Here is a 22,634-nt window from a genome sequence, read left to right as displayed (position 1 = left end):
CGGCGATCAGCCCTGATCGAAATTCTCCTGCACCATGTCGAACTCGCGGACGCCGCGCAGCCGGCGGGCATTGGTGACGAGTTCGCGCAGCTTCTCGCGCCGCTCGCGGGCATGCTCGACATCGCGGATCACCAGCGGCCCCCCACGCGTCGTCTCGTCCGACGAATGGATCGAAAGCCGGCCGATACCGGCGATCTGGTTGATAATCGAAAAGTCGAGGCGGATGTCCTTGACGCGATAGAGCTCGATCTCGTCGATCGATTTGTTGACGATGCCGCGATAGATGACGATCCGATCGTCGGTCACTTCGTACATCGTCGATGCGTTCGCGATCCAGCGCAGCGCAATGATAACGAAACCCACGCCGACAAGGCAGAGCAGCAACGTGCCCCAGCCGGCGAACGAGCCCTTGAGCCAGCCCAGGGTCGACGAGCGGAAACGATCGATCAGTGTCGCCATGCGCCCGTCATAGCCGAGCCTGCGGGGCCGGAAAAGAGTGGCGCACGCACGGTTGCCGGGCGCGTGGCGGCGGCGCAAATTGATGGCGATGTTCTACGATGCGAATCGCATCTGGCCGCCGCGCGAGCCGCCCCGGCCGCAACCGGCGCCGCCCAGCCGGCGCGAGCGCGTGCTGACGCGGATGTTGCTGCTCTATGCGCTGATCCTGCTGGTCGCCCCGGTGAGCGCCTCGGGCGCCGCAGACCTGATCCGATACCTGATCGCCCTGTTCTGAGCGGCCGTTTGGAAATGCGCCACGGAGCATTTCCAAACAGGCTCTGAGGCGCACCCCGGCGGTGCGCCCCGGAATCAGGCCTTACTCGGCCGCGACGCCCGCCTTGGCGAACATGTCGCCCTCGGCGGCGGGGTCTTCGTTCGCGGCCGGGCCGGTCTTGGCCTTTTGCCGCTTGTCGAAGCTGTCCCACACCTCGTTCCACTGGCCGCGCGTCGCCGCCTTCGAATATTCGGTCGCGCGCGTCTCGAAGAAATTGGCGTGCTCGACGCCGTTGAGCAGCGGGGCGAGCCAGGGCAGCGGATGCTCGTCGATCATGTAGATCGGCTTCATGCCCAGCTGGCCCAGCCGCCAGTCGGCGATGAAGCGGACATATTTCTTGATGTCCTTCGGCGTCATGCCGTTTACCGGGCCCATTTCGAACACCAGGTCGATGAACGCATCCTCGATGCGCACGGTCTTCTGGCACATATCCAGAATGTCGTCGCGCACGCTGGGAGTCAGGCAGTTCCGCTCCTTGCAGAAGGTGTGGAACAGCTTGATGATGCCTTCGCAGTGCAGGCTCTCGTCGCGCACCGACCAGCTGACGATCTGCCCCATGCCCTTCATCTTGTTGAAGCGCGGGAAATTCATCAGCATCGCGAAGCTGGCGAACAGCTGCAGCCCCTCGGTAAAGCCGCCGAACATCGCGAGCGTCTTGGCGATATCCTCGTCGCTGTCGACGCCGAAGGTGGCGAGATAGTCGTGCTTGTCCTTCATCTCCTTGTACTGGAGGAAGGCCGAGTATTCGGTCTCGGGCATGCCGATCGTGTCGAGCAGGTGGCTGTACGCCGCGATGTGCACCGTCTCCATGTTGGAGAAGGCGGTGAGCATCATCTTCACCTCGGTCGGCTTGAACACGCGGCCGTATTTCTCGTGGTAGCAATCCTGCACTTCCACGTCCGCCTGGGTGAAGAAGCGGAAGATCTGGGTCAGCAGGTTGCGCTCGTGATCGGTCAGCTTCTGCGCCCAGTCGCGGCAATCCTCGCCCAGCGGCACTTCCTCCGGCAGCCAGTGCACCTGCTGCTGGCGCTTCCAATATTCATAGGCCCAGGGATATTCGAAGGGCTTGTAGGTCTTGCGGGCTTCGAGAAGCGACATGGGGGATTACTCCGAGAACAAATCTGAAAAGGATTTTGCGCCGCTGAATAATATTGCGGCATTTACGACGGCGATAAGCAGCATGAAGCTCCACATCAGCCGAATGATCGGGCGCCGCATTTCTGGATCATGACGGCCGAAAATTAGTCCTGCGGCTCCCACGCCGCCGAAAATCAGGACGGCCAATATCCTCATAACAATGGACGCGATTGGGTCGTTATTCACCCACGAGCGAAAACCGGTAACATCGGAAATGACGTTGTAGAGAATGACAACTGGAACGACGACGATAAGTGATCGCAAGTCGGCATTTCGAGGCAGCCGGACCATTTTCAAACCCCTCCCGCACTCGTAAAGGCCAGCGCGAAGCCGGAGAGGAACAGGCCGAGCGCGACCAGCATCATGCCGCCGATCCGCAGCGCATAGGTCGCCGGCTCGCTGGCCTCCATGCGCAGCAGCCCGCGCGCCGTCGCGGGGCGGAGAAGGACGATCAGTCCTGCCGTGCCCGAAGCGATGCCGAGGCCGGCCTGAAGGGCGAGCGTGCGTGTCATTGGTCGATCACCCGTCCACGGACGGTCTTCATCCCATCGCGCACGACGATGCGCTCGCGATAGACGACCTTGCGGCCACCCTGCGCGCCGACGCCCAAGAACACCACGCCGATGAAGAAGCCGAAATCATACCAGCCGCCATTGTTCGGCACCGCATAGACCGCGACCTCCGGGAACAGCAGCGACAGCCCCCAGGCGACCGGGAAGATGAAGCCGTGCCACAGCCCGAGCAGGAAGCCCGGTGCCTGCGGCGCCACGGCGCTCGGCACCTGGTGTGCACAGGCGGCGAGCAGGGCGAGCGCGGCGATGGCCAGAAGCGCGCGGGGCTTCATGCTTCTATCCCTAGGTATGGCAGACGTCTCTTGGGCCAGCGTGCATCGTTTCGCGAGCGCGTGCGTTCCGTGCGCGAACCCCTAGCAGGAGAATACCCATGGCAGATCTGAGCGCGATCAAGGAGCATATGGAAGTCATCGGCGCCGACGGCGTCCATGTCGGCACCGTCGATCATGTCGAGGGCGACCGCATCAAGCTCACCAAGAAGGACTCGGGTGCGCAGGTCGAAGGCGCCACCGGCAGCCATGAAGGGCATCATCATTACATCGCCGGCGGCCTCGTCGCCGAGGTCGAAGGCGACAAGGTGCGCCTGTCGGCCAACGCCGATGTCGCGGTCGAGCTGTTCGAAGAAGAGGCTTGAGGCGTTAAGCGGAAGGCGTGAGTCCCCCTCACCCTTCCGCGGCTTCGCCGCTCCCTCCCTCTCCCACAAGGGGAGAGGGAGCAGAGGCGCACCACTCCCTCTCCCCTTGTGGGAGAGGGAAGGGGCCCGCCGCCGGAGGCGGTGGGAAGGGTGAGGGGGACACGGGTTCATTCCTGCCCTCCGGCATCCACGTGCCGCGCAATCTCCGCGAGCACGCCGTCGAGGTTGGTCATCACCTCGTTGTTCCAGAAACGCAGCACCCGATAGCCCTCGCGTTTCAAAAACCGCGTGCGCATCGCATCGCGGTCCCGACGCACGGCATGCGTCGCATCGTCGACTTCGACGATCAGCTTCGCGCCATGCGAACAGAAATCGGCGTGATAGACACCCATTGGCACTTGCCTGCGAAATCTTGCGTGCGGGAGCGCGCGGCGCAGCGCTGCCCATAAATGACGTTCCACCGGTCCTGCGTTGCGGCGATTGGCACGCGAGCGGGCAACGGTGGCGGCGGGGAGTTGCTGGCGCTTGGTGAGGCCTTCGGCATTGCCGCGGGGCCGGCTTCCACCTGTCCCCCTCACCCTCCCACGCTGCTGCGCAGCGCGGGCCCCTCCCTCTCCCACAAGGGGAGAGGGGTTTTCAGGGATGCGCCGCTCTTCCATCCCGTTTGCTCACTGACACGCCAGGCATTCGTCGTAATCGGTCGTCTCGCCCAGATCGAATTTGGGCTTCTCGATCGTATTGTCGGCCTCGACCCCGCCCGCGAAGCCGGCGCGCTGCACCGACTTGGAGCGCAGATAATAGAGCGACTTGATGCCCAGTTCCCAGGCGCGGAAGTGGAGCATCAGCAGGTCCCACTTCTCCACGTCCGCCGGGATGAACAGGTTGAGCGACTGCGCCTGGTCGATGAACGGCGCGCGGTCGCCCGCCAGTTCGAGGATCCAGCGCTGGTCGATTTCGAAGCTGGTCTTGTAGCAGTCCTTTTCTTCCTGGGTCAGGAAGTCGAGGTGCTGGACCGAGCCGCCCTGTTCGAGAATCGAATTCCACACCGCGTCGGAATTCTTCGATTTGTCCTTCAGCAGCTTCTCCAGATACGGGTTGCGCACCGAGAAGGAGCCGCTGAGCGTCTTGTGGGTATAGATGTTCGCCGGGATCGGTTCGATGCAGGCGCTGGTGCCGCCGCAGATGATCGAGATCGACGCGGTCGGCGCGATCGCCATCTTGCAGCTGAACCGCTCCATCACGCCCATGTCGGCGGCGTCGGGGCAGGGGCCGCGCTCGACCGCCAGCGTCATCGACGCTTCGTTCACCTGGGCGTTGATGTGCTTGAAGATCCGCAGGTTCCAGCTCTTCGCCATCGCGCCTTCGAACGGCAGGCCGCGCGCCTGGAGGAACGAGTGGAAGCCCATCACGCCCAGGCCGACCGAACGCTCGCGCATCGCCGAATAGCGGGCACGCGCCATCTCGTCGGGCGCGCGCTCGATATAGTCGGTCAGCACATTGTCGAGGAAGCGCATCACGTCCTCGATGAAGCGCTTGTCCTTGCTCCACTCGTCCCAGGTTTCGAGGTTGAGCGAGGAGAGGCAGCACACGGCGGTGCGATCGTTGCCGAGGTGATCGGTGCCGGTCGGCAGCGTGATCTCCGAGCACAGGTTCGAGGTCGAGACCTTAAGGCCCAGATCGCGGTGATGCTTCGGCATCGTCGAGTTCACGTGATCCGAGAATACGATATACGGCTCGCCGGTGGCGAGGCGGGTCTCGACCAGCTTCTGGAACAGCGCGCGCGCGTCGACAGTGGCGCGGACCGAGCCATCCTTCGGGCTCTTCAGCTGCCATTCGGCACCGTCGCGCACCGCTTCCATGAACGCGTCGGGGATCAGCACGCCGTGGTGCAGGTTGAGCGCCTTGCGATTGAAGTCGCCCGAGGGCTTGCGGATCTCGAGGAACTCTTCGATCTCGGGGTGCGAGATGTCGAGATAGCAGGCCGCCGAACCGCGGCGCAGCGAGCCCTGCGAGATCGCCAGCGTCAGCGAATCCATCACGCGGACGAAGGGGATGATGCCGCTGGTCTTGCCGTTCAGGCCCACCGGCTCGCCGATGCCGCGCACGCTGCCCCAGTAGGTGCCGATGCCGCCGCCGCGTGACGCGAGCCAGACATTCTCGTTCCAGGTCTGGACGATGCCGTCCAGGCTGTCCGGCACCGAGTTGAGGTAGCAGCTGATCGGCAGGCCGCGCCCCGTGCCGCCGTTCGACAGCACCGGGGTAGCCGGCATGAACCACAGCTTGGAGATATAGTCGTACAGGCGCTGCGCGTGCGCCTGGTCGTCGGCATAGGCCGAGGCGACGCGAACGAACAGGTCCTGATAGCTTTCGCCGGGAAGGAGGTAGCGGTCCTTCAGCGTCTCCTTGCCGAAATCGGTGAGCAGCGCGTCGCGCGCATGATCGACCTCGACCGGATAGGGCTGCGGCGCGATCGCCTTGCTGTCGAGCGCCGTGCTGGCGGGGGCGGCTTCGATGGTGGCGGTCTCGTTCACGCTGGTCTCACTATCTCTGAATTCCATGACTCGGACCCCTGTTTCCTGCTTACGCAACAACCGACTCGGGGCACGTTAGCGATGGTAGCACCAGCCGGTTTGCGCGAGAACAAAAAGTGTCCATCGGCCCGGCGCCCGGCGCGCACGTTTCCGGCCCGCAAATGGCTATGCGGTTGCCGATTTACTAGCGCTTGGGCTTGCCCCTTGGTGCGACCACTACAGATTGTGCCAATCCGAGTTCGGGCACAAGAGCGTAAATCACCAATGAACGCAACGGTTCATCGCTGAAATGACTCGGTTCGTGGCGCGGCCAGGTCGCTCCATCGGCCGCGACGCGCGGACTTTCCTTGCGTTCACGAAAGGCAAGGGAACGAACGCCGAACCCAAAATAAATTTTGGGGGAGGAATCGGGCGCGGCCAACCGTCGTCCGGTCCCGCCTGTCAACCCCGGCATTGGTGCGACCTTTGCGCTCGCAGGGCGTTACCGGCTTGCCGCTTGCACAGCCGCGCCGCGCCCCGCAATAAAGGCAAATGATGGAAGGCCCCTATCTCTCGACCGTTTCCGAAACGATCCAGGCGGCCATCGCGCCGGTGTTTTTGCTCGCCGGCATCGGTGCGTTTCTCAACACGATGGTCGGGCGGCTGGCGCGCATCGTCGATCGCGCGCGCTCGATCGAGGAACTGCATCCCCGCTCCAGCGGGCCCGAGCATGAGCGCCATGTCTGGGAATTGCGGATCATCGATCGCCGTATCTCGGTCATCAACAACGCGATCTTTCTCTGCACCGCCAGCGCGCTGGCAATCTGCCTCGTCGTCGCGCTGATGTTCATCTCGCGCCTCGCCAATCTGCATGTCGGCATCTGGGTCGCGGTGGCGTTCATCGTGTCGATGCTGCTGCTGATTTCAGGGCTCGTCTATTTCCTGGTCGAGGTGCGCATGTCGCTGCGCGCGATCCACGTCCGCGAGGAACTGCTCGAGCTCGACAAGTGATCGTCGCGGTCGCGCGCCGCTTCACCTGAGCGTGCGCCGTCCCAGATCGGCGGGGATCGTCGGCCGGTAGCCGGGCGCGACCCGCGCCTTGCTCGACTGTTCATAGGCATAGCCGGCGCGCAGCAGAAGCCCGTCCGAATAGGCGGTGCCGATGAACGACAACCCTGCGGGCAGGCCGTTTACCAGCCCCATCGGCACGGTGAGGTGCGGATAGCCGGACACCGCCGGCAGTTCGCTGGCCGACGGGCCGACGAACTGGTCGCCATGCGCCGGATCGCTGAGCCACGGCGTGCCATAAGTGGGGGTGACGAGCAGCTGGACATTGCCCGCCTTGAGCATCGCGTCGATCCCCTCCGGCCCTGCCAGTCGCTGCGACGTTGCCCGCGCGGCGCGATAGGCCGGATCGTCGAGGCCGGCCGTGGCCTCGGCCTTCACGAACGTGTCCTGGCCGAAGAACGGCATCTCGGCTTCGCGATGGGCGTCGTTGAACGCGATCACGTCGGCGAGGGTGCGGACCTTCACCGTCGCCGGCACCGTGGCGAGATAAGCGGCGAGATCGGCCTTGAGCTCGGTATAGAGCACCAGCCCTTCGGCATCGCCCAGCCCGTCCAGCGCGGGTAACTTGACCTCGACCAGCGTCGCGCCGCCCGCACGCAGCTGATCGAGCGCCGCATCGAACCGGGCGGCGAGGTCCGCTGCCATGTCCGGCCGCCAATAGCCGATCCGCATGCCGCGCAGCGCGTCCGGCGACAGCGTCGCGGCATAGTCGCGGCGATGGGCGTTCGCTCCCTTGGTGGCGGGGTCCGCCGGATCCTCGCCGATCATTGCCGCGAACAGCAGCGCGACATCGCGCACGCTGCGCGCCATCGGCCCCGGCGTATCCTGGCTGTGGCTGATCGGCACCACATGGGTGCGGCTGACCAGCCCCAGGGTCGGCTTGAGCCCGACCAGCCCGTTCATCGCCGAGGGGCAGACCACCGAGCCATCGGTCTCGGTGCCGACCGCGAACGCGGCAAGGCTGGCGGCCACCGCTGCGCCCGATCCGCTCGAAGATCCGCAAGCGGAGCGATCGAGCGCATAGGGATTGCGCACCAGCCCGCCGACCGCACTCCAGCCGCTCATCGACTGGCTGGAGCGGATATTGGCCCATTCGCTGAGGTTGGTCTTGCCCAGGATCACCGCTCCCTGCGCGCGCAGCAGCGCCACCACCGGCGCGTCGCGGCCGGTGGCGTTGTCCTTCAGCGCCAGGCTGCCCGCCGTAGTGGGCAGTTCGCGGGTTTCGATATTGTCCTTGATCAGCACCGGCAGGCCGTCGATCGGGCCAAGCGGCTTGCCGGCCTTGCGCCGGGCGTCGCTTGCCATCGCCTGCGCGCGGGCATCGGGGCTGATCGCGATCACCGATCGCAGCGTCGGGCCTTCACGGTCGATCGCGGCGATGCGGGCGAGATAGGCCTCGGTCAGCGCGACGCTGGTCGTGCGGCCCGCCGCCAGTTCGGCGCGCAGCTGATCGGCGGACACTTCCTCGATGTTCGTTTGTGCCGCCGCCGGGCTTGTTGCCACCAGCATCGCCGCCACGCCCAAGGCCAATCGCCGCATTCCGCCCCCCATGTCCGATCGTTCGGCGAACAGCCTAGACCGGCTCAGGCGGAACGGAAAGTGCCGTGGAAGCCGACCGGCAGCGCCACGTCGCTTCGCCAGCTGCACACCGGTCCCGCCGCGATGCGACGCGCATCGAGGACGTGCAGCTCGGTCGCGCGTGCCGCGAGGTTGAGCGTGGTGCCGACCAGCCAGCCATCGCCCTCCGCCTGCCCGCGCGGGACGAACAGAAACTCCTCGACCAGCTGCTCCGGGCCGAAGCGGAAGCTGTCCGCCACGCCGCGCTGCCAGTCGAACCGGCCGACGCCCTGGGCAAAGGGATTGCCCGTGCCGTACAGCCCCGAAAAGCTGGTATAGCGGCGGGCGAGCCCGGCCATCCGGCGATCAGTCTGCGGAAATTCGCCTGCCGCGCCGCTTTTCAGCAGCTCAGCGCGGCCATCCGGATGCAGCACCACCATCGTCAGTTCGGCATGGGGCAGGGGGCGCAGCGTGCCGACCAGCATGTCCCGCGCCTCGTCCACGGCGAAGCTGGGGTCCGACGTGAAGCATCCGTCGAACCGGATCGTGCCGTCCCTCTCTTCCCAGGCGTCGCCGAGATGAAAGAAGCTGAAGCTCGGCAGCTCGAACAGCTGGGTGCGCGTCGGATCGTCCTTGTCGACCACCAGCACCTGGGTGCCCTTTTCGGGCTGCCACTGGAGCAGGTTGAGATAGGGTGGATGGCCCGGCCCCTGCACCCAGGGCTGGAGCACCAGCACCAGATGCCGTGCGGTGGCAGTGAAATCGTGGATATAGCTGGCGCGCGGCAGCGCGAGCGGCGTCGCGGCGGTCAACGTGCCGTCCGGCCGCAGCTTCCAGATCATCGCGCGGGCGCCCGACAGGCCGAGGTTCCAGATCGTGCCGTCGGGTTCGACGCGGGGGTGCGCGAGGAACGGCATCTGCGCCAGATCGGGGCGCAGCGTCTTCGGGCCGATCGTCGCCAGGCTCTCGGGATCGAGGGCATAGGCCGATCCGCCTTCCCACAAGGCCCAGAGCTCGCCGCCGGCCATCATCACGCTGGTGTTCGCGGCGTTGGCGCTGTCCGGCCCGGTCAGGATCGCGCCCTGACGCGACGGTGTGCCGAAACCCGGCATCAGCATCCGGCCGGCCGCCTTTTCCTGCCGCCGCTTCTCGGTATCGACGAAGCGCGCCGCCAGTCGCGCGTCGCCGTCGCGGATCGCGAAGCGACGGACCATGCCGTCGCCATCGAACCAGTGCGTCGCCGCAGTCTCGCCGCGCCGGAACTTGGCGGGGCCGTTGCGATAGAGCGTTCCCGCCAGCCCGGCCGGTGCGCGGCCGTGGATGCGCCGCATCGCGCGGGGGGCGACGTCGCCTTCGACATCGGCAACGCCCAGTGTCCAGTCGGCCGGCAGCATCGCGGCAAAGGCGCGCTCGGGCGAGATCAGGGCGGCGCCGCCCAATGCAGCGCCGAGGGCCAGGACGCTGCGACGATCCATCTTCATCGTTCCCGCTCCCATCTCAGCGAAGCGTGATCGTCTGTACCGCGCCGGCGGGCGACAGGTCAAAGGCGGCATCCGCCCAGTCGGGCTGCCCGCCCGGGCCCATTGCGTCGCGGGAAAAGCCGAAGGGCTCGATCGGCATGCCGAACGGGTTGGTGCTCATCCGCCCGTCGCTGTCCAGATCCTGGAACAGCTTGATCGCGTAGCGGCCGGGGGCCAGCCCGGCGATCGATGCCGCCACCGGATCGGCCGTGGCATCAGCAATGGCCACGCGCACCGGCTTGCCGCCGCGCCAGCCGGCCTCGTCATAGACCGCGATCATCACCTTGCCGCGATGCTCCTTGACCTTAAGGTCGAGCGTGAGCGTCGCATCCTGCGGTGGCTGGGCAAACGGCTGAGGCGATGCGGCGAGCAGCAGCGCGGCGATCAGGGACGTCAGCATCGGGATCTCCATTCGGGTTCGACTGGCGCCAGATGATCGGGCTGGGCTAGGCTCGTCATCGCGATATGCGTGGTCGGGGGAAAGCAATGCGTGAGCTGTCGGGAACTGCCATTCGCGAAGCGCGAACGGGGCATTCCGGTGGCGCGAGCAATCGGCGGGGGGTGATCGTCGCGACGGTCGCCGCATTCCTGATGACGATCACCGGCGCGTTCGACACTGACCTGCTGGGGGTGGGCGCCCGCCTCGTCTATTGGCTGATCATCATGGAGGCCGGTGCGCTGATCGGCATCGGCGCGACCGCCGCGGTGCGCGGCTGGGGACGACTGGCGCAGCGCCCCTGGCTGGAGGGCGCGGCGATCAGCCTGGCGATCGCGGCGCCGCTGACGCTGGTGGTGCTGGGCACGACGGCGGCGTTCGTCCGGCGCGCGAACGTCTCGCCGGCGGGGCTGGCGATGCTGTTCCTGATGGTACTCGCGGTGACGGCGGCGATCACCGCAATCAACCTTGGAGCGCGGCCGGCGGCGTCGTCTGCCGAGCCGATCCCGCCCGTACCCGCCCCTGCCGAATGCGATGCCACGCCGCCGCCGCTGGCGGAACGCCTGCCCCCGCATGTCCAGGGCGCACCCATCCATGCGCTGGAGGCCGAGGACCATTATCTGCGTGTCCATACCGGCGCCGGTTCGGTGCTGATCCTGATGCGGCTGGGCGACGCGATCGCGCTGCTCGACGGGGTGGCGGGCGAGCGGACCCATCGCAGCTGGTGGGTGGCGCGCGATGCGGTGCGCGCGGTCGAGCGCAAGGACGGGCGCGCCGCGCTGACGCTGGCGGACGATACGATCGCCCCGGTCAGCCGATCGGCCTATCCGCGGTTGCGCGACGCCGGCTGGTTCGACTGACCCGCAGTTCCGCAAGATCGATCGGGCGCCGATCGCGGCACGCGGCTATCCGGGAGGCCGCCAGGGAGGAAAGGATGCGAACGCCGCTCGACCGCTATCACGCCCGGATGCGCCGTGTGCTCGATCATATCGATGCGCATGTCGATTCCGATGCCGATCTGGGCCTCGACCGCCTGGCGGCGGTGGCGGCGTTCTCCAAATATCATTTCCATCGCCAGTTCAGTGCAATGTTCGGCCTGTCGGTCCATCGCTATGTCGATCTCGTGCGGATGAAGCGGGCATCGTATCGCCTCGCCTACCGCAAGGGCGAGGCGATCACCGCGATCGCGCTCGACGCCGGCTATGATGCGCCCGACGCATTCGCGCGGGCCTTTCGCAGGCGGTTCGGGCAGGCGCCTTCGGCCTTTCGCGACGCGCCGGACTGGCAGCCCTGGCAGGCGGCACTCGCGCCGCTCACCACCATCAGGAGTCAGCACATGCAGCCCGATTTCGCCGTCGAGGACGTCACCATCGTCGAGTTTCCCGCCACGCCGGTGGCGATCATGCCCCATCGCGGTGATCCCGCGCGCATCGGGAATACGATCCGCCGCTTCATCGCGTGGCGCAAGCGCACCGGGCTGCGGCCACCGGCAAGCGCCACCTACACGATCTTCCACAGCGACCCGCGCACGACTGCGCCCGAGGCCTATCGGCTCGATCTATGCGCCGGCGCCGCGCAGCCGCTCGCCGATCCGGCCGAGGGGATCGAGGCGGGCGCGCTCCCCGCCAGCCGCTGCGCGGTGCTGCGGGTCATCGGTCATGCCGACGACCTCGAGCCGGCAGCGCTGTTCCTCTATCGCGACTGGCTGCCGTCGAGCGGCGAGGAGCCCGGCGCGTTCCCGCTGTTCGCGCACCGCGTCGCCTTTTTCCCGGATGTGCCCGAGCATGCAGCGGTGACCGATCTCTATCTGCCGCTGGCTTGACCGGGGTGGGCGGCGCCGATGGCAGGGCGGCGCCTGTCGGTCGCGGCGCGCAGCCCGATGCCGATAGCCGCGAATCCCAGCAGCAGCGTCGCCCATGTCGCGGGTTCGGGCACGGGCGAGATCGGCAGGATGACGGTGCCGGTAAAGAGACCGAAGCCGACCGACCGCCCTGCCACGACCAGCTGGTGCGGCCCCGCGGTCAGCTCCGGCAGATCGATGAACGCGGTGGAAAGGTCGAAATCAGGGCTGCCATCGTTCGAGACCGTCAGGATGACGCCGTCGAACCTGGTCAGGAAGTCGTCGAAATCGATGTCGCCGAATACGCCGTCGCCGCCGAACGCGGTCGAGCTGATTTCGATGCGCACGCCGCTATAGGCGATCGGCGCGATGAAGTTGAAGATGAGCGAGAACTCGCCGTCATCGGTCAGGCCGCCAAAGACCTCGCCGCCCGGAACCGTCAGATCGATCTGATCGGTGATGAAGTCCGCCGCCGTGGCGGGCGCGGTCCCGGCGGCGAGACCGGCTGCCGCAAGTGCCGCAAGCCACATCAACTTCAATGTCTTCCCCATATCTGATCCCCTTGTGAAACGGCAGGTTAGAAGGAAAGCTGGAAACTCAGCCGCGTGACCCGCTCGTAAAGCGCGCCCCCGCTGCCCGTTCGCCCGGCGCTCGACAGGCCGAACCGCAGGCCGTTGTCCGAAACGAGATCCGCACCGACGTCATAGGCGAAACTGTCGCGCCCGCTGGTGTCTGTCGGCAGGTTCAGCAAAAGCTGCGGCATGTCGGCGAAATATGCGCGATACCGGTCGCCCGCGCCGAAATCATGCACCCAGCCCGCCTGGAACCGTCCGCTGAGGCGCGGCCCGCCGGTCGCGAGGCGATAGCTGGGCGACCAGCGCAGGCCGAACGTCGCCTCCATCTGTTCCGACGATGCATGATCCATGATCAGCCCGGCCGCGCGTTCGCGCCGCACCGCCGCATAGTTTCCGTCGACGCGGCGCCAGTCGAGCCGCGTGAACAGCGATGGTGCACTGGGACTGCCGTACATCGCCTGGTCGAGATCGACGCTCAGCGCATAGTTGATGCCCGTCTGAACCACGGTGTCGGAAGCCCGGCCGCTGGTTGCGCTGGTCGAACGGAACCGGCTCATGCCCGTCGCGGCACTGATCGACAGATCGGCGAGTGGGCTGATCGGCGTGCGATAATGCGCCGCCATCATCAGCGACCGGCTATGCCCTTCGGTCGCGCCGTCCACGCTGTTGCCCAGTTGCTGTACCAGGCCGACGCCCAGCACGGCGCCATCCGCCCGGGCGATGTCGAAGCCGCTTGCCTGGCCCAGAATCTGGCCGGCGCCGCCGCCCAGTTGCAACCCGGGCGAGCCGGTGAAGGTCGCCGACCATTGCGACAGCTGGCCCGGCGCAACCGCCGCCCCCCCCTGGAAGTTCAGGAACGCGCTGGCCGTCGGGCCATTGCCGGTGCGCGACAGGGCAGGGCGCTTCGCCATCAGCTGCAGACCGTTGTCGAACGTCGTCCGTGCGCTCGCGACCGCCATGATCGGGGCCGGCGATGCCAGCTGGCCGAGCATGGTCGAAACCTGCCGGCCCGTGCGCAGCGACTGCAATGCCGCGATCGTGTCGGCAACGCTGCCGGTGGCGGCCGGCGTCGCGGCATCCAGCGCCTGGGCATAAAGCCTTGCCGACGCCCCCTGTGCAAAGCCGGAGGTCGGAAGGACGGACACCGACACGCGGTAACGATCGAGCACGCCCGGTTTCGACGACGCATAGCCTCCGCTGAAGCTGCGCAGCGCCGTGGAAACGGGCAGGATCACCTTCTCGAAATTGTTGATGAAGCGCGAATCGGCGGTGACGACATCCCAGCTGGTGCCGTTGACATAGGCGCCCGATGTCGCTTCGACCTCCAGGGTGCCGCGCAGGGTGCTGCCGGCCGAATTGCTGCCGAATGCCAGCGCGCCGTTGCTGCCGTCCGCACGGATGACGGTGACCAGCGCATGCCCGGAGCCGAGCAGCGACTGGCCCAGAATGGCGAGCGTTCCCGTCTCGACCCTGGTCGTGCCGACCCCGTTCCACAGGCCGATGCTGTAGGTGCCGGCACCCGATTTCACGATGTTTTCAAAGCCATCGAACTTGCCGGCGAAATTGCCCGCCCCGATCAACCGCAGGGTATCGTTGCCGGCGCCGCCCGAGACGCGACCGGACAATTCCCCGCCTTGCAGGGTGAAGCTGTCGGCGCCGTTGCCCATCAGGATGTCGCCGCCGGCGTAGCCGGACAGCGTCACCTGATCGTCGCCGTCGCCTGCGTCGATCGCGATGCGCACGCCCGTATCGTCCGCTCGCGGGCTGTCGAGCACGATCTTGCCGCTGTTGACGATCTGGTCGTTGCCCCCGCCGCTGCTGATGCCGATGCCGGTCGACGTCGCCTGGCGAAGCTTGAAAGCCATTGTCTCACCGGTGCCGGTGGCGCCTGTCTCCGTGATGATGATCGCGGTCGGCCGTGCCGTGACGCTGATAAGGCCCGAATTCACAATGATATCGGCGTCGCCTCCGGTCTGGATGCCGGTCGCTCTGGTGTTGCTTGCGTCCGCGATTGCGCTGACCGTCACGTCCCCGTCGCTGCCTCTGCCAAAAGCCCGCGCGGTGGCGCCTGCTTCGGGTGTCGCCGCCACGATGATATCGCCTCGATTCTCGATGACGTTCGCGCCGTTGCTGCCCCAGATGCCGATCGCCTCCGTATTGGTGGCGAAGGCGGTGGCGCTGGCAAAGGCGTCGACGCGGCTGGCGCCGTTTGCCGCCGGTCGACTGAACGCATCGGCCTTGGCCACCGGCGCCGCCAGGACACCCAGGGTGCCGGTGACGATTACCTGGTCCGCGGCCCCACCGAGACGAATGCCGATGGCGCTCGTGCTGTTACTCGAGGCCGAAGCGGTGCTTAGCGCATCGGGATCGAAGGCGCCGATGCCGGCGCTGGTGGCATTCGCATCGGCATAGATGGTCGGGCTGGCGCGGACGGTCATGCTGCCGGCGAGGGTGAGCGTCACCCGGCCGGCCAGGCTGGTCAGGCCGGTCACTATGCCGCTCGAAAGCGCCGCAGAGGCATCGGCCCTGCCTTCGCCCGAAATGGCGGAATTGCCTTCCGCCTGTGCTTGCGCGCGGGCGCCAGCCGAGTAACTGACCGTCAGATTACCGTTCAGGCCGACCCCGTGGAAGCCGCCGCCCAGCGAAAAGCCCGATAGATCGAAGGCAGTGCTTGCGCTTGCAGCGGCACGGGCATCGACTTCGATGCCCAGCGTCGTGCCCTGCGATGTGGCTCGGGCCCAGGCCAGCCCCTCCCGGGTTTGCTGGTCGCCGGAGGCGGTGAGGGTGGCCGTCCGCGCAAAGCCGATTTCCGAATTGGTGCTGTCGCGCAAGATGGCGCCGGCAAAGCCGGTCCGCGCCTCCGCACGCGATATGCCGTCCGAGAAGATCGACGAGGTCGTCGCTTCGTTGACGCTTTTGGCCTCGGCTTTCAACGCGACCAGAATGGCAGCATTGAGGGCGTAGAAGTCCTCGCCATTGCCCCCGTCTAGCGCATAGCCCGATGTTTCGGCCACGGCTTCGGAAGCGGTGTCGGTCGAACCGAGGTTCACGCCGGCCGCCCCTGCGCCCGTGGCCGTCGCGGTTGACCTCAGCGTCAGCGCACCCTGGGCGTAAAAGCGATTGTCCCCGGCAAAGCCCGCCAGGCCATAGGTGACCGCCCTGGCGAGGCTTGCGCTGCGCCCGCTCGATGCGCCGACGCCGGTGAAACGGGTCTGGCCGAACTGGGCGATAGCGGTCGCGCCGACGTCCAGCGTGCCGTCCAGCGTCAGCTCGTCCCGATCCCCCCCGGCCGTCAGGCCGAAGGCGCTGGCTGTCGCGCCGGTGGGCGTCGAGCCGTTCGCCCTGCCGATCTCGACCGAGGTGTTCGATCCGAGCGCAGCGGAGGCGAGCGCCAAGACGTTGCCCCTGCCGCGCATCATCAAGTGATTGGCGCCGCTGCCGCCATCGAGCCCGACGGCGCTGGCCGCGCTGCCCAGCGCCGTCGTCACGCCCGAAGCGCCGACGAGCGCGAAGGTGCTGCTGTTGTAAATGCTGGCTGCCTCGCTGCGAACGGTCAGATTATTCTCCGAAAACAGCGTGTCGTTGCCGGTTCCCCCCGACAGGCCCGTCGCGGTCGCGACGGGCGTGATCACGCCGCCGTTGCTGGCGTCGCCGGCGACCGAATAGGCGGCGCCGGAACCCCTGATCTCGGCGCGGCCGAACACCTCGGTAACGCCGTGATTCTCGAGCAGGTCGTCGCCGCCATCGCCGCTCAGGCCGCGCGCATCGACACGCGCAGCGGCAAACCCGTTGCCGGCCGACTGGCCGGCAATGGCCATCGACGAGTTGTCGAGCAGAAGCGTCGCGACCTGCTCGACCGACAGGTCGCCCGCAGCGCCATTGACGAGATGGTCGTTGCCATCGCCACCGCCCAGGCCGATCGACAGGCCGGTGGCCAGCAGGCCCGCGCTTGCCGGCGCGGTTCCCAAGATGGTCGTGTTCTTCCCGCTCGCCGAGAGCGAGGTCTGGCCGAGGATGCGGATGCTGCCGTCGTTGAGCAGCATATCCGCGCCATTGCCGCCGGCCATGCCGACGCTGCCGGCATGGCCGGCGCTGACGGCGGAGGCATTGCCGCCACCCACGATCGTCAACGCCCGGCTGGCGGCGAACCCGTTGCTGATGGCGACCAGGTCGATCGTCCCCGCATTGTAAAGGATGTCGTCGCCTTCGCCGCCGTCCATTGCCAATGTTTCGGCAATCGTGAGGCTGTCGGCATTGCCGCTCAGTCCGCCCAGCACGGTGGTCGTGCTGCTGAGCGAGCGGCCGGTTGCGGTTGCGCTGCCAGTGATGCCGCCCAGATTGATCAGCCGATCGTCGTCGCCGCCGCCGATCATGCCCAGGGTCAGCGCGCGAACGGTGGTCGAGATGTCGGCGGCATTGCTGCCCAAAAGGGTGAAGCCGGTGCTTCCGGTCCCGCCGATGCTCGTCGAGCGGACGGTGAGATCGGACCGCTGGAGCAGCGCATCCGCGCCGGCACCACCATCGGCGCCGATCGATATCGCCTCGATCGTGGTGCCGACATCGGTCTTGCCCAGGCCGAAGATCGAGACGTTTGACACGCCTGCACTGCCGGTGGCGTTCGCCAGGACGGTGGTCGAGCCCGAGAGGTCCGCATCGTCATTGCCTTCCCCGCCGACAATGCCCACCGCCGTGGCGCGCGCGAGTTGCAGGTCCTGATCGCTGACATCGGCACTGCCGAGCACCGAAAGAACCATGCCACTATTCTGGACCCGCGCATCGGCACGCACCGTGAGCGCCGCCAGCTGATAGAGCTGGTCGTTGCCGCCGCCGCCATTCATCCCTTGCGCATCCGCCATCGCACGAACGCCTCCGGCGGCCTGGCCGCTGTCTTCGGCCGCCCCGGCGACGGTGATTGACTGCGACTTCCCGGAGGCACTGGCCTGCGCCAGGATTTCGAGATCGCCTGCATTTGCCAGTCCGTCATCGCCCGCGCCCGAGCGCAGGCCCGTCGCCTGTGCCTGCGCCGCCGCGCCGGTCTGTGCGCTGGCAATGCCGACCAGGGCGACCGTCAGCGCCTCCGCATCGCTGGTCGCGGTGGCGGATACCAATGTCTTGCCCGCGCTGGTGAGCTGGTCCGCGCCGTCGCCTGTGTCGACCAGAACCGCGGTTGCGATCGTGCGCAGATCCGGCTTTGCTATGGCGCCCCCCGCCAGCGAAACCTCCGTCGACGCGATGGTGGCGGTAGCGACGGACTGAACCGAGCCGCCGCCGGTGAACTGCATCGCATGGCCGCCGCCGCTCCCGCGATAGCCCGTGCTGGTCGCCGTGGCGGCAAGGTCCGTCTCGCTCATCCCGACGCCGGCCAGGGCGATGTCGAAGCCCTTGGCGGACAGCGTGCTGCCGCTCATCACCGTCAGGACCGCCGAAACATCGGCGCTGTCATAGCCGCTGCCGGCATCGATGGCCGTCGCATTGCTGCTGGCGAGAAGCGACCCGTCGCTCTGCGCCAGTCCGGTAAGGGCGAAGGCGACGCCCTTGCCGCCGGCGCTCGACTGCGCCGTGGCGCCCAGCGCGCCACCGATTTCCATGACATCGGCGCCGTCGCCGGCGCGGATCGCGACGGCATCCGCGGTGGCGGCGCTCGCGCTGCCCGGCATTGCCGCGCCGGTCAGCACGACCGTGATGTTAGCGCTGGGCGCCGATGCGATTGCCGCCGCGTTGACCGGGCCGGTGCTCCGGATCGCGTCATCGCCGTCGCCTGCGTCGATCCCCGTGGCGAGCGCGGTGGCCACGGTGCCGACATCCCCCACCGCCGCACCGGTCAAGTTGACGTTGATGAGTTTGCCTTCCGCCTCGCTCGATGCATTGGCCTGGATGGTGCTGCTGTTCAGGATGACGTCGTTGCCGTCTCCCGCCGAAAGCCCCACGGCGTTTGCCTGGGCAAAGCTGTTGGCGTCGCCGATGCTCCCGCCGACCAGATTGACCGAGATGGTCGGGCCACCGGCCGTCGCCGCGGTAGCCACCGTCATCGGTCCGCTGTTGATCAGCTGGTCCTGCCCAGCCCCGCCGAACTGGCCAAAGGCGCTGGCGAATGCGGTGGTCGCCGTGTTGAACAGGCTCGCGCCGCCGCCCAAACCGATCGAGCCGGATACGGCGACGCTGGTTGCCTGCGCGTCACTGGTCGCGGTGATGTTGGTGGTCCCGCGGGTGAAGAGCCAGTCGTCGCCGCCGGCCGTCCCCGCGTCATCCCCTGAAAGGCCGAAGGCCGATGCCTGCGACACGGTCGATGCATCGACATAGGTGAAGTTGAGCCCCACCCCGATCGCCGCGGAAAGCGCGATTGCGATGTCGGTCCGCCCGGCGTCGGCCGCGCTCGCCACCAGCAACGGCCCCTGTGCGTCGAGGCTGTCGCCGCCGCCGCCGCCGCTCAGGCCGGCGGCGCTGGCGCTGGCCTTCGTATCGCCGAGCAGTGCCGCCGCGCCTGCCGCCAGGCCCTCGCCGGAAATGCCCGCGCCGACATTCACCCCGGTGCTTTGCGCATCGGCGGTTGCGCCGGCCTGTACCGCGCCCGCGACCAGCAGCTCGTCGTCACCGTCCCCGCCATCTGCCGCCCGCGCATCGGCCGACGCATCGACGTTGATCGATGCCAGCGCGGCACCGACGCTTACCCCCGTCGCGGATCCGCTGAGCCCGACGGTCACGCTCGTGCTGCTGACCTTCGATGATGCGATGCCGTTCAGCGAGCCGAGGAAAGCGAGGCTGTCGTCGCCCGCACCCAGATCGACCGCCCGGGCGACCGTATTGGCATTGGTGTCGCTGCTGGCGACCACCCCGCTGACCGAGACGCCCTGCGACACGCCTGATACGGCCACGCCGGCATCGACCATGCTGGCATCGGCCAGGGAGATTGCCGTGATGCTGCCCGCGCCGCCGATCGCGTCGTTGCCGGCGCCCGCATCGACCGCCGTGGCGAACGCATCGGCATTGGTTGCCTGCGACGCCACCGCCGCGCCGATCGCCACGCCGTCCGCGCCGCCGGAAATGCCGATGGTCGCGCCGATCGAATCGGCGGTCGCGCTGGCATTGCCGATCAGCTCGCCGTCGATCCGCGCATGATCCGTGCCGGCGCCCAGCGACAGCGGATTCGCCCAGGCGATGGCCTGGGTATCGGCCAGCACGCCGCTGACCCCCAGGCCGACCCCCTTGTCAAACGCGGCGATCGCGACGCCGACCGAGGTGGACGATGCTGTGGCCGTGGAGTCCGCAGCCAGCCTGTCGCTGCTGGCGATCCAGTCGTCGCCGGCGCCGGTGGTGACCAGCGATGCCCGGGCATTGGCATTGTTGTCGACCAGCAGGACCGGCACCGCCAGGTCCACGCCCTTGGCGACATAGGTGACGTTGACGCCCACGGCCGTGCGCGACGAGTTGGCATCGGCGCTGGCGGACATCGCGCCCGCGCCGATCGTCGCGCCCGGCCCGCCCGCTTGCGACAACGGCTGCTCGACGGCTGTCGCGATCGCGCTGGCGGTCTGGTTCGCCCGGAGGACCGAGCCGGAAAGCGTGACGCCCTTTTCGGTGCTCACGCCGATGCCGACATCGACGCCAACCGTGTCCACGTCCGCCGTGGCCGATGCCGTCAGCGGCCCTGCGGTGTCGATGATGTCGCTGGGCGAGGTGGCGCGGATCGCGGCGGCATGCGCATCCGCCTCGGTCGCGGCATCGATCAGGTCGCCCGTCGCGTTCAGGCCGGTTTCGCTGATGTCCAGCGATGCCGACACGTCGGTGTTCCGGGCCTTGGCATCGGCCAGCGCGGTGATCGCGCCGCGGTTCACGATGCTGTTGCTGCCGCTGCCGCCGTCGATACCATAGGCTTCGCTCGACGCGCGGGTGCGCGAGAAGAGGAAGACGGCGTCCGCCTTGAGCTCCTTCTCGCCGATCGCGAGAGCGACCGAGACGGTGGTGGCCTTCGCCTCGCTCGCCGCGGCGCTCCAGATGCTGCTCGCCGGGCCGGTGAGGATCGCGTCGTTGCCCGCGTCGCCGGCAATGCCGGTGGACCGGGCAAGGCCGCCGCTGCTGGTGTTGAACACGCTGATGCCGACGCTGACTTCGACCTCGTCGCCACCGCCGCCTTCGCCTTCACCTTCCCCGCCGCTGCCGACATCGGCCAGCCAGCCGAGCACATCGGCCCCCACCGAGGTGCTGCTCGACAGCGCGGTGCCGAGCACGGTGATCGCGCCATTGTGGATGATCTGGTCGTCGCCGCCGCCGCCCGCGATGCCGAAGCCATAGGCCGCAGCGGCGCTGGAATAGTCGGACAGCGAGGCGCCGAACATGTCGGTAAGCGTGTTGACCGGGCCCAGCGGGTCGCCGAGCAGGCTGTTGATCGGCGCGGCGATGCTGACTCCCACAACCTTGGAATCGGCATAGGCCTGGCCGAACACCGTGCCGTTGTTGACCAGCCTGTCCGATCCGGTGGGCTCGGCCAGGCCGCCGCTGATGCCGATCGCGCGCGCGATGGCCCCTTCGTCGGGCTCGTCCTTCTGGGGAGCGAAGTCGATCAGCGTCGCGATCGCGTCGGACGAGATTCCGCCATCGGACAGCGCGACGTCGGTGGCCCGGTGCTTGGCGACCGCGTTCGCCTGCACCAGGCCGTTGTTCTGCACCAGATCCGATCCGAGCCCGCCCTCCAGGCCAAGCGCAACGGCGCTCGCCCTCGACGAAAGTTCTTCGTCCGGCGCCTCGAACGACGGCGGCGAGAATTCATTGGCCGATAGCGAAACGCCGATTTCCTCCACGGTCGACGCCGCGGTGGCGAGGACGGTGCCGAGGTTGCGGATCGTGTCGTCGCCGAACCCGCCGTGAATGCCCGCCGCAAGCGCGGTGGCGCGGGCGACGTGTTCCGGCACGACGATGTCCACGCCGCGCACCGAAAGGTCGAGCAGATCGGCGGTGGCGGCGGCATTGGCGACGATCGCCGCCCCGGCGGCATTGTCGATGCTCCGGGTGGCGGTGCCGCCGGCGAGCCCGATCGCACGGCTGCTGGCGGAAAGCAGCTGTGTCTCGTCGCTGAAGGCGAGGCTTGTGATCTGCATGTCCCGCCGCTCGGCGGTCGCGTCGGACGACACCGTCAGCCGGCTGGTGTTGGACAGGCTGTTGCCCGATCCGGTGTCCGACAGGCCGGTGGCGGCGGCATGGATGCGGGATTCGATCGTCGCATCGAAATCGCCCTCGGGAAGGGTGGTCTCGTCGAGATCGAGCTCGGCCTGATCGGCGCTTTCGGTGGCGATGATCGACAGCCTGCCGCTGTTCCTGAGCAGGATGTTCTGGCCGTCCGCACGCGCGCCCGTGACGGTCGCCGATGTCAGCAGCGGCGAGAAGAAGCGTTGCGCCCCGATCGGGTCGACCGGCAGCTTGGTGAAGACGCGCTGCTCGGTCGCGGTGCCCGAGATCACGCCGGTGCCCTTGAAGGTGAGCGTGCTGTTGTCGCCCAGCACCACGCCGCCCGTCACGTCCAGCGGAAAGGTGATGCCGAACGGATCGGCCTGGGCCAGCGCGAGCAGCGAGTAGTTGGACAGCGTCCGCTGGGTGCCGGGGACGGTGATCACCTCGCCTTGGACGGTCTGGGCACGAAGCGGCTGGCTGGCGAGCGCCGCCACCGCGATCGCCACCGCCGATGCCGATGGGAACAGCCGCGATCGTGTCGATCGTCCGGTCTGCCGAAATGCGTTGCCCCGTCCGAAATCGCCCTTGTTCGTCATAAAGCCCCCTTCGCCGGACGCGGGTGAAGGAGCAGCCAGGGCGTGGAGGGCGCCGGAACAGCGGCGATCCTCGCAAGTTCCCATCGGCTGCCGACCGTGCCCGCCAAGTCCGTGTCGGCGACGGGGGTAATCGGCCGAAAGTAGAATCTCAACGAAGAGCGGGGCTGTCTTGGGGTGGTAGGGAAATATTGAGCGCTGTTGGCAAAATCGTTGAGACGTGCAGTCAAATCGGCGATAGATACTGGCAGGGGCGAA

Annotated in this window: 17 protein-coding genes; 5 read left to right on the top strand and 12 right to left on the bottom strand. The window is 67.5% G+C overall.

The features are described from left to right. Positions 1–6 precede the first annotated feature (6 nt). Entirely contained in the window at positions 7–459 is a 453-nt protein-coding gene (locus tag ACX40Y_RS02040) for a PH domain-containing protein (RefSeq protein ID WP_459117862.1), read from the bottom strand. An 88-nt stretch (positions 460–547) separates the two neighbouring features. Between ACX40Y_RS02040 and ACX40Y_RS02035 the strand changes: the two genes are divergently transcribed. Next, the gene (locus ACX40Y_RS02035) at positions 548–733 is read left to right on the top strand and encodes a hypothetical protein (protein ID WP_459117861.1); all 186 of its coding nucleotides are present in this window, start codon (positions 548–550) and stop codon (positions 731–733) included. An 81-nt stretch (positions 734–814) separates the two neighbouring features. On the opposite strand, the gene ACX40Y_RS02030 is transcribed toward ACX40Y_RS02035, so the two are convergent. From ACX40Y_RS02030 to ACX40Y_RS02015, 4 genes are read right to left on the bottom strand one after another with little or no spacing between them, the layout of a single operon-like run. Continuing rightward, entirely contained in the window at positions 815–1,870 is a 1,056-nt protein-coding gene (locus ACX40Y_RS02030) for a ribonucleotide-diphosphate reductase subunit beta (protein WP_459117860.1), read from the bottom strand. Between the two features lie 6 nt (positions 1,871–1,876). Continuing rightward, positions 1,877–2,200, bottom strand: coding sequence for a hypothetical protein (locus tag ACX40Y_RS02025; RefSeq protein WP_459117859.1), 324 nt, complete (start codon positions 2,198–2,200; stop codon positions 1,877–1,879). 2 nt (positions 2,201–2,202) lie between these two features. After that, positions 2,203–2,421: a hypothetical protein gene (locus ACX40Y_RS02020; RefSeq protein ID WP_459117858.1), complete on the bottom strand. Its 219-nt coding sequence runs from the start codon at positions 2,419–2,421 to the stop codon at positions 2,203–2,205. Next, on the bottom strand, positions 2,418–2,753 hold the full coding sequence (locus ACX40Y_RS02015) for a hypothetical protein (RefSeq protein ID WP_459117857.1): 336 nt from the start codon (positions 2,751–2,753) through the stop codon (positions 2,418–2,420). Before ACX40Y_RS02015 ends, ACX40Y_RS02020 begins: the two co-directional genes overlap by 4 nt. A gap of 98 nt (positions 2,754–2,851) precedes the next feature. Between ACX40Y_RS02015 and ACX40Y_RS02010 the strand changes: the two genes are divergently transcribed. Next, complete coding sequence (locus ACX40Y_RS02010; protein ID WP_459117856.1) at positions 2,852–3,115, top strand: DUF2171 domain-containing protein; 264 nt, start codon at positions 2,852–2,854, stop codon at positions 3,113–3,115. Between the two features lie 167 nt (positions 3,116–3,282). On the opposite strand, the gene ACX40Y_RS02005 is transcribed toward ACX40Y_RS02010, so the two are convergent. Together ACX40Y_RS02005 and ACX40Y_RS02000 are read right to left on the bottom strand one after the other, a co-directional pair. Next, positions 3,283–3,774, bottom strand: coding sequence for an endonuclease domain-containing protein (locus ACX40Y_RS02005; RefSeq protein ID WP_459117855.1), 492 nt, complete (start codon positions 3,772–3,774; stop codon positions 3,283–3,285). Positions 3,775–3,783: 9 nt separating this feature from the next. Then, a complete protein-coding gene (locus ACX40Y_RS02000; RefSeq protein ID WP_459117854.1) occupies positions 3,784–5,673 on the bottom strand; it encodes a ribonucleoside-diphosphate reductase subunit alpha in 1,890 nt (629 codons plus the stop codon). Between the two features lie 507 nt (positions 5,674–6,180). Between ACX40Y_RS02000 and ACX40Y_RS01995 the strand changes: the two genes are divergently transcribed. Beyond that, positions 6,181–6,636, top strand: coding sequence for a DUF2721 domain-containing protein (locus tag ACX40Y_RS01995; RefSeq protein ID WP_459118384.1), 456 nt, complete (start codon positions 6,181–6,183; stop codon positions 6,634–6,636). Positions 6,637–6,657: 21 nt separating this feature from the next. Here the strand turns inward: ACX40Y_RS01995 and ACX40Y_RS01990 are convergent, their stop codons facing one another. From ACX40Y_RS01990 to ACX40Y_RS01980, 3 genes are read right to left on the bottom strand one after another with little or no spacing between them, the layout of a single operon-like run. Further along, positions 6,658–8,232, bottom strand: a complete 1,575-nt coding sequence (locus tag ACX40Y_RS01990) for an amidase (RefSeq protein ID WP_459117853.1) — start codon at positions 8,230–8,232, stop codon at positions 6,658–6,660. 44 nt (positions 8,233–8,276) lie between these two features. Continuing rightward, positions 8,277–9,731: a carotenoid oxygenase family protein gene (locus tag ACX40Y_RS01985; protein ID WP_459117852.1), complete on the bottom strand. Its 1,455-nt coding sequence runs from the start codon at positions 9,729–9,731 to the stop codon at positions 8,277–8,279. Between the two features lie 16 nt (positions 9,732–9,747). Then, positions 9,748–10,170: a DUF2141 domain-containing protein gene (locus ACX40Y_RS01980; RefSeq protein WP_459117851.1), complete on the bottom strand. Its 423-nt coding sequence runs from the start codon at positions 10,168–10,170 to the stop codon at positions 9,748–9,750. Between the two features lie 86 nt (positions 10,171–10,256). On the opposite strand from ACX40Y_RS01980, the gene ACX40Y_RS01975 reads away from it, so the two are divergent. Both ACX40Y_RS01975 and ACX40Y_RS01970 read left to right on the top strand, forming a co-directional pair. Further along, on the top strand, positions 10,257–11,066 hold the full coding sequence (locus ACX40Y_RS01975) for a LytTR family DNA-binding domain-containing protein (RefSeq protein WP_459117850.1): 810 nt from the start codon (positions 10,257–10,259) through the stop codon (positions 11,064–11,066). A gap of 74 nt (positions 11,067–11,140) precedes the next feature. Next, positions 11,141–12,028, top strand: a complete 888-nt coding sequence (locus ACX40Y_RS01970; protein ID WP_459117849.1) for an AraC family transcriptional regulator — start codon at positions 11,141–11,143, stop codon at positions 12,026–12,028. On the opposite strand, the gene ACX40Y_RS01965 is transcribed toward ACX40Y_RS01970, so the two are convergent. Both ACX40Y_RS01965 and ACX40Y_RS01960 read right to left on the bottom strand, forming a co-directional pair. Next, on the bottom strand, positions 12,010–12,597 hold the full coding sequence (locus tag ACX40Y_RS01965; RefSeq protein ID WP_459117848.1) for a PEPxxWA-CTERM sorting domain-containing protein: 588 nt from the start codon (positions 12,595–12,597) through the stop codon (positions 12,010–12,012). The genes ACX40Y_RS01970 and ACX40Y_RS01965 overlap by 19 nt on opposite strands. A 26-nt stretch (positions 12,598–12,623) precedes the next feature. Further along, positions 12,624–22,379, bottom strand: coding sequence for a hypothetical protein (locus ACX40Y_RS01960; protein WP_459117847.1), 9,756 nt, complete (start codon positions 22,377–22,379; stop codon positions 12,624–12,626). Positions 22,380–22,634 lie beyond the last annotated feature (255 nt).

It is taken from the genome of Sphingomonas sp. RS6 (assembly GCF_054489705.1).
This window is presented reverse-complemented; position numbering and strand designations above follow the sequence as displayed.

What these genes read in the sequence shown, in the direction of transcription:
- ACX40Y_RS02040 (WP_459117862.1), bottom strand. Translation starts at nt 459, where the DNA reads ATGGCGACACTGATCGATCGTTTCCGCTCGTCGACCCTGGGCTGGCTC.
- ACX40Y_RS02035 (WP_459117861.1), top strand. Translation starts at nt 548, where the DNA reads ATGTTCTACGATGCGAATCGCATCTGGCCGCCGCGCGAGCCGCCCCGG.
- ACX40Y_RS02030 (WP_459117860.1), bottom strand. Translation starts at nt 1,870, where the DNA reads ATGTCGCTTCTCGAAGCCCGCAAGACCTACAAGCCCTTCGAATATCCC.
- ACX40Y_RS02025 (WP_459117859.1), bottom strand. Translation starts at nt 2,200, where the DNA reads ATGGTCCGGCTGCCTCGAAATGCCGACTTGCGATCACTTATCGTCGTC.
- ACX40Y_RS02020 (WP_459117858.1), bottom strand. Translation starts at nt 2,421, where the DNA reads ATGACACGCACGCTCGCCCTTCAGGCCGGCCTCGGCATCGCTTCGGGC.
- ACX40Y_RS02015 (WP_459117857.1), bottom strand. Translation starts at nt 2,753, where the DNA reads ATGAAGCCCCGCGCGCTTCTGGCCATCGCCGCGCTCGCCCTGCTCGCC.
- ACX40Y_RS02010 (WP_459117856.1), top strand. Translation starts at nt 2,852, where the DNA reads ATGGCAGATCTGAGCGCGATCAAGGAGCATATGGAAGTCATCGGCGCC.
- ACX40Y_RS02005 (WP_459117855.1), bottom strand. Translation starts at nt 3,774, where the DNA reads ATGGAAGAGCGGCGCATCCCTGAAAACCCCTCTCCCCTTGTGGGAGAG.
- ACX40Y_RS02000 (WP_459117854.1), bottom strand. Translation starts at nt 5,673, where the DNA reads ATGGAATTCAGAGATAGTGAGACCAGCGTGAACGAGACCGCCACCATC.
- ACX40Y_RS01995 (WP_459118384.1), top strand. Translation starts at nt 6,181, where the DNA reads ATGGAAGGCCCCTATCTCTCGACCGTTTCCGAAACGATCCAGGCGGCC.
- ACX40Y_RS01990 (WP_459117853.1), bottom strand. Translation starts at nt 8,232, where the DNA reads ATGCGGCGATTGGCCTTGGGCGTGGCGGCGATGCTGGTGGCAACAAGC.
- ACX40Y_RS01985 (WP_459117852.1), bottom strand. Translation starts at nt 9,731, where the DNA reads ATGAAGATGGATCGTCGCAGCGTCCTGGCCCTCGGCGCTGCATTGGGC.
- ACX40Y_RS01980 (WP_459117851.1), bottom strand. Translation starts at nt 10,170, where the DNA reads ATGCTGACGTCCCTGATCGCCGCGCTGCTGCTCGCCGCATCGCCTCAG.
- ACX40Y_RS01975 (WP_459117850.1), top strand. Translation starts at nt 10,257, where the DNA reads ATGCGTGAGCTGTCGGGAACTGCCATTCGCGAAGCGCGAACGGGGCAT.
- ACX40Y_RS01970 (WP_459117849.1), top strand. Translation starts at nt 11,141, where the DNA reads ATGCGAACGCCGCTCGACCGCTATCACGCCCGGATGCGCCGTGTGCTC.
- ACX40Y_RS01965 (WP_459117848.1), bottom strand. Translation starts at nt 12,597, where the DNA reads ATGGGGAAGACATTGAAGTTGATGTGGCTTGCGGCACTTGCGGCAGCC.
- ACX40Y_RS01960 (WP_459117847.1), bottom strand. Translation starts at nt 22,379, where the DNA reads ATGACGAACAAGGGCGATTTCGGACGGGGCAACGCATTTCGGCAGACC.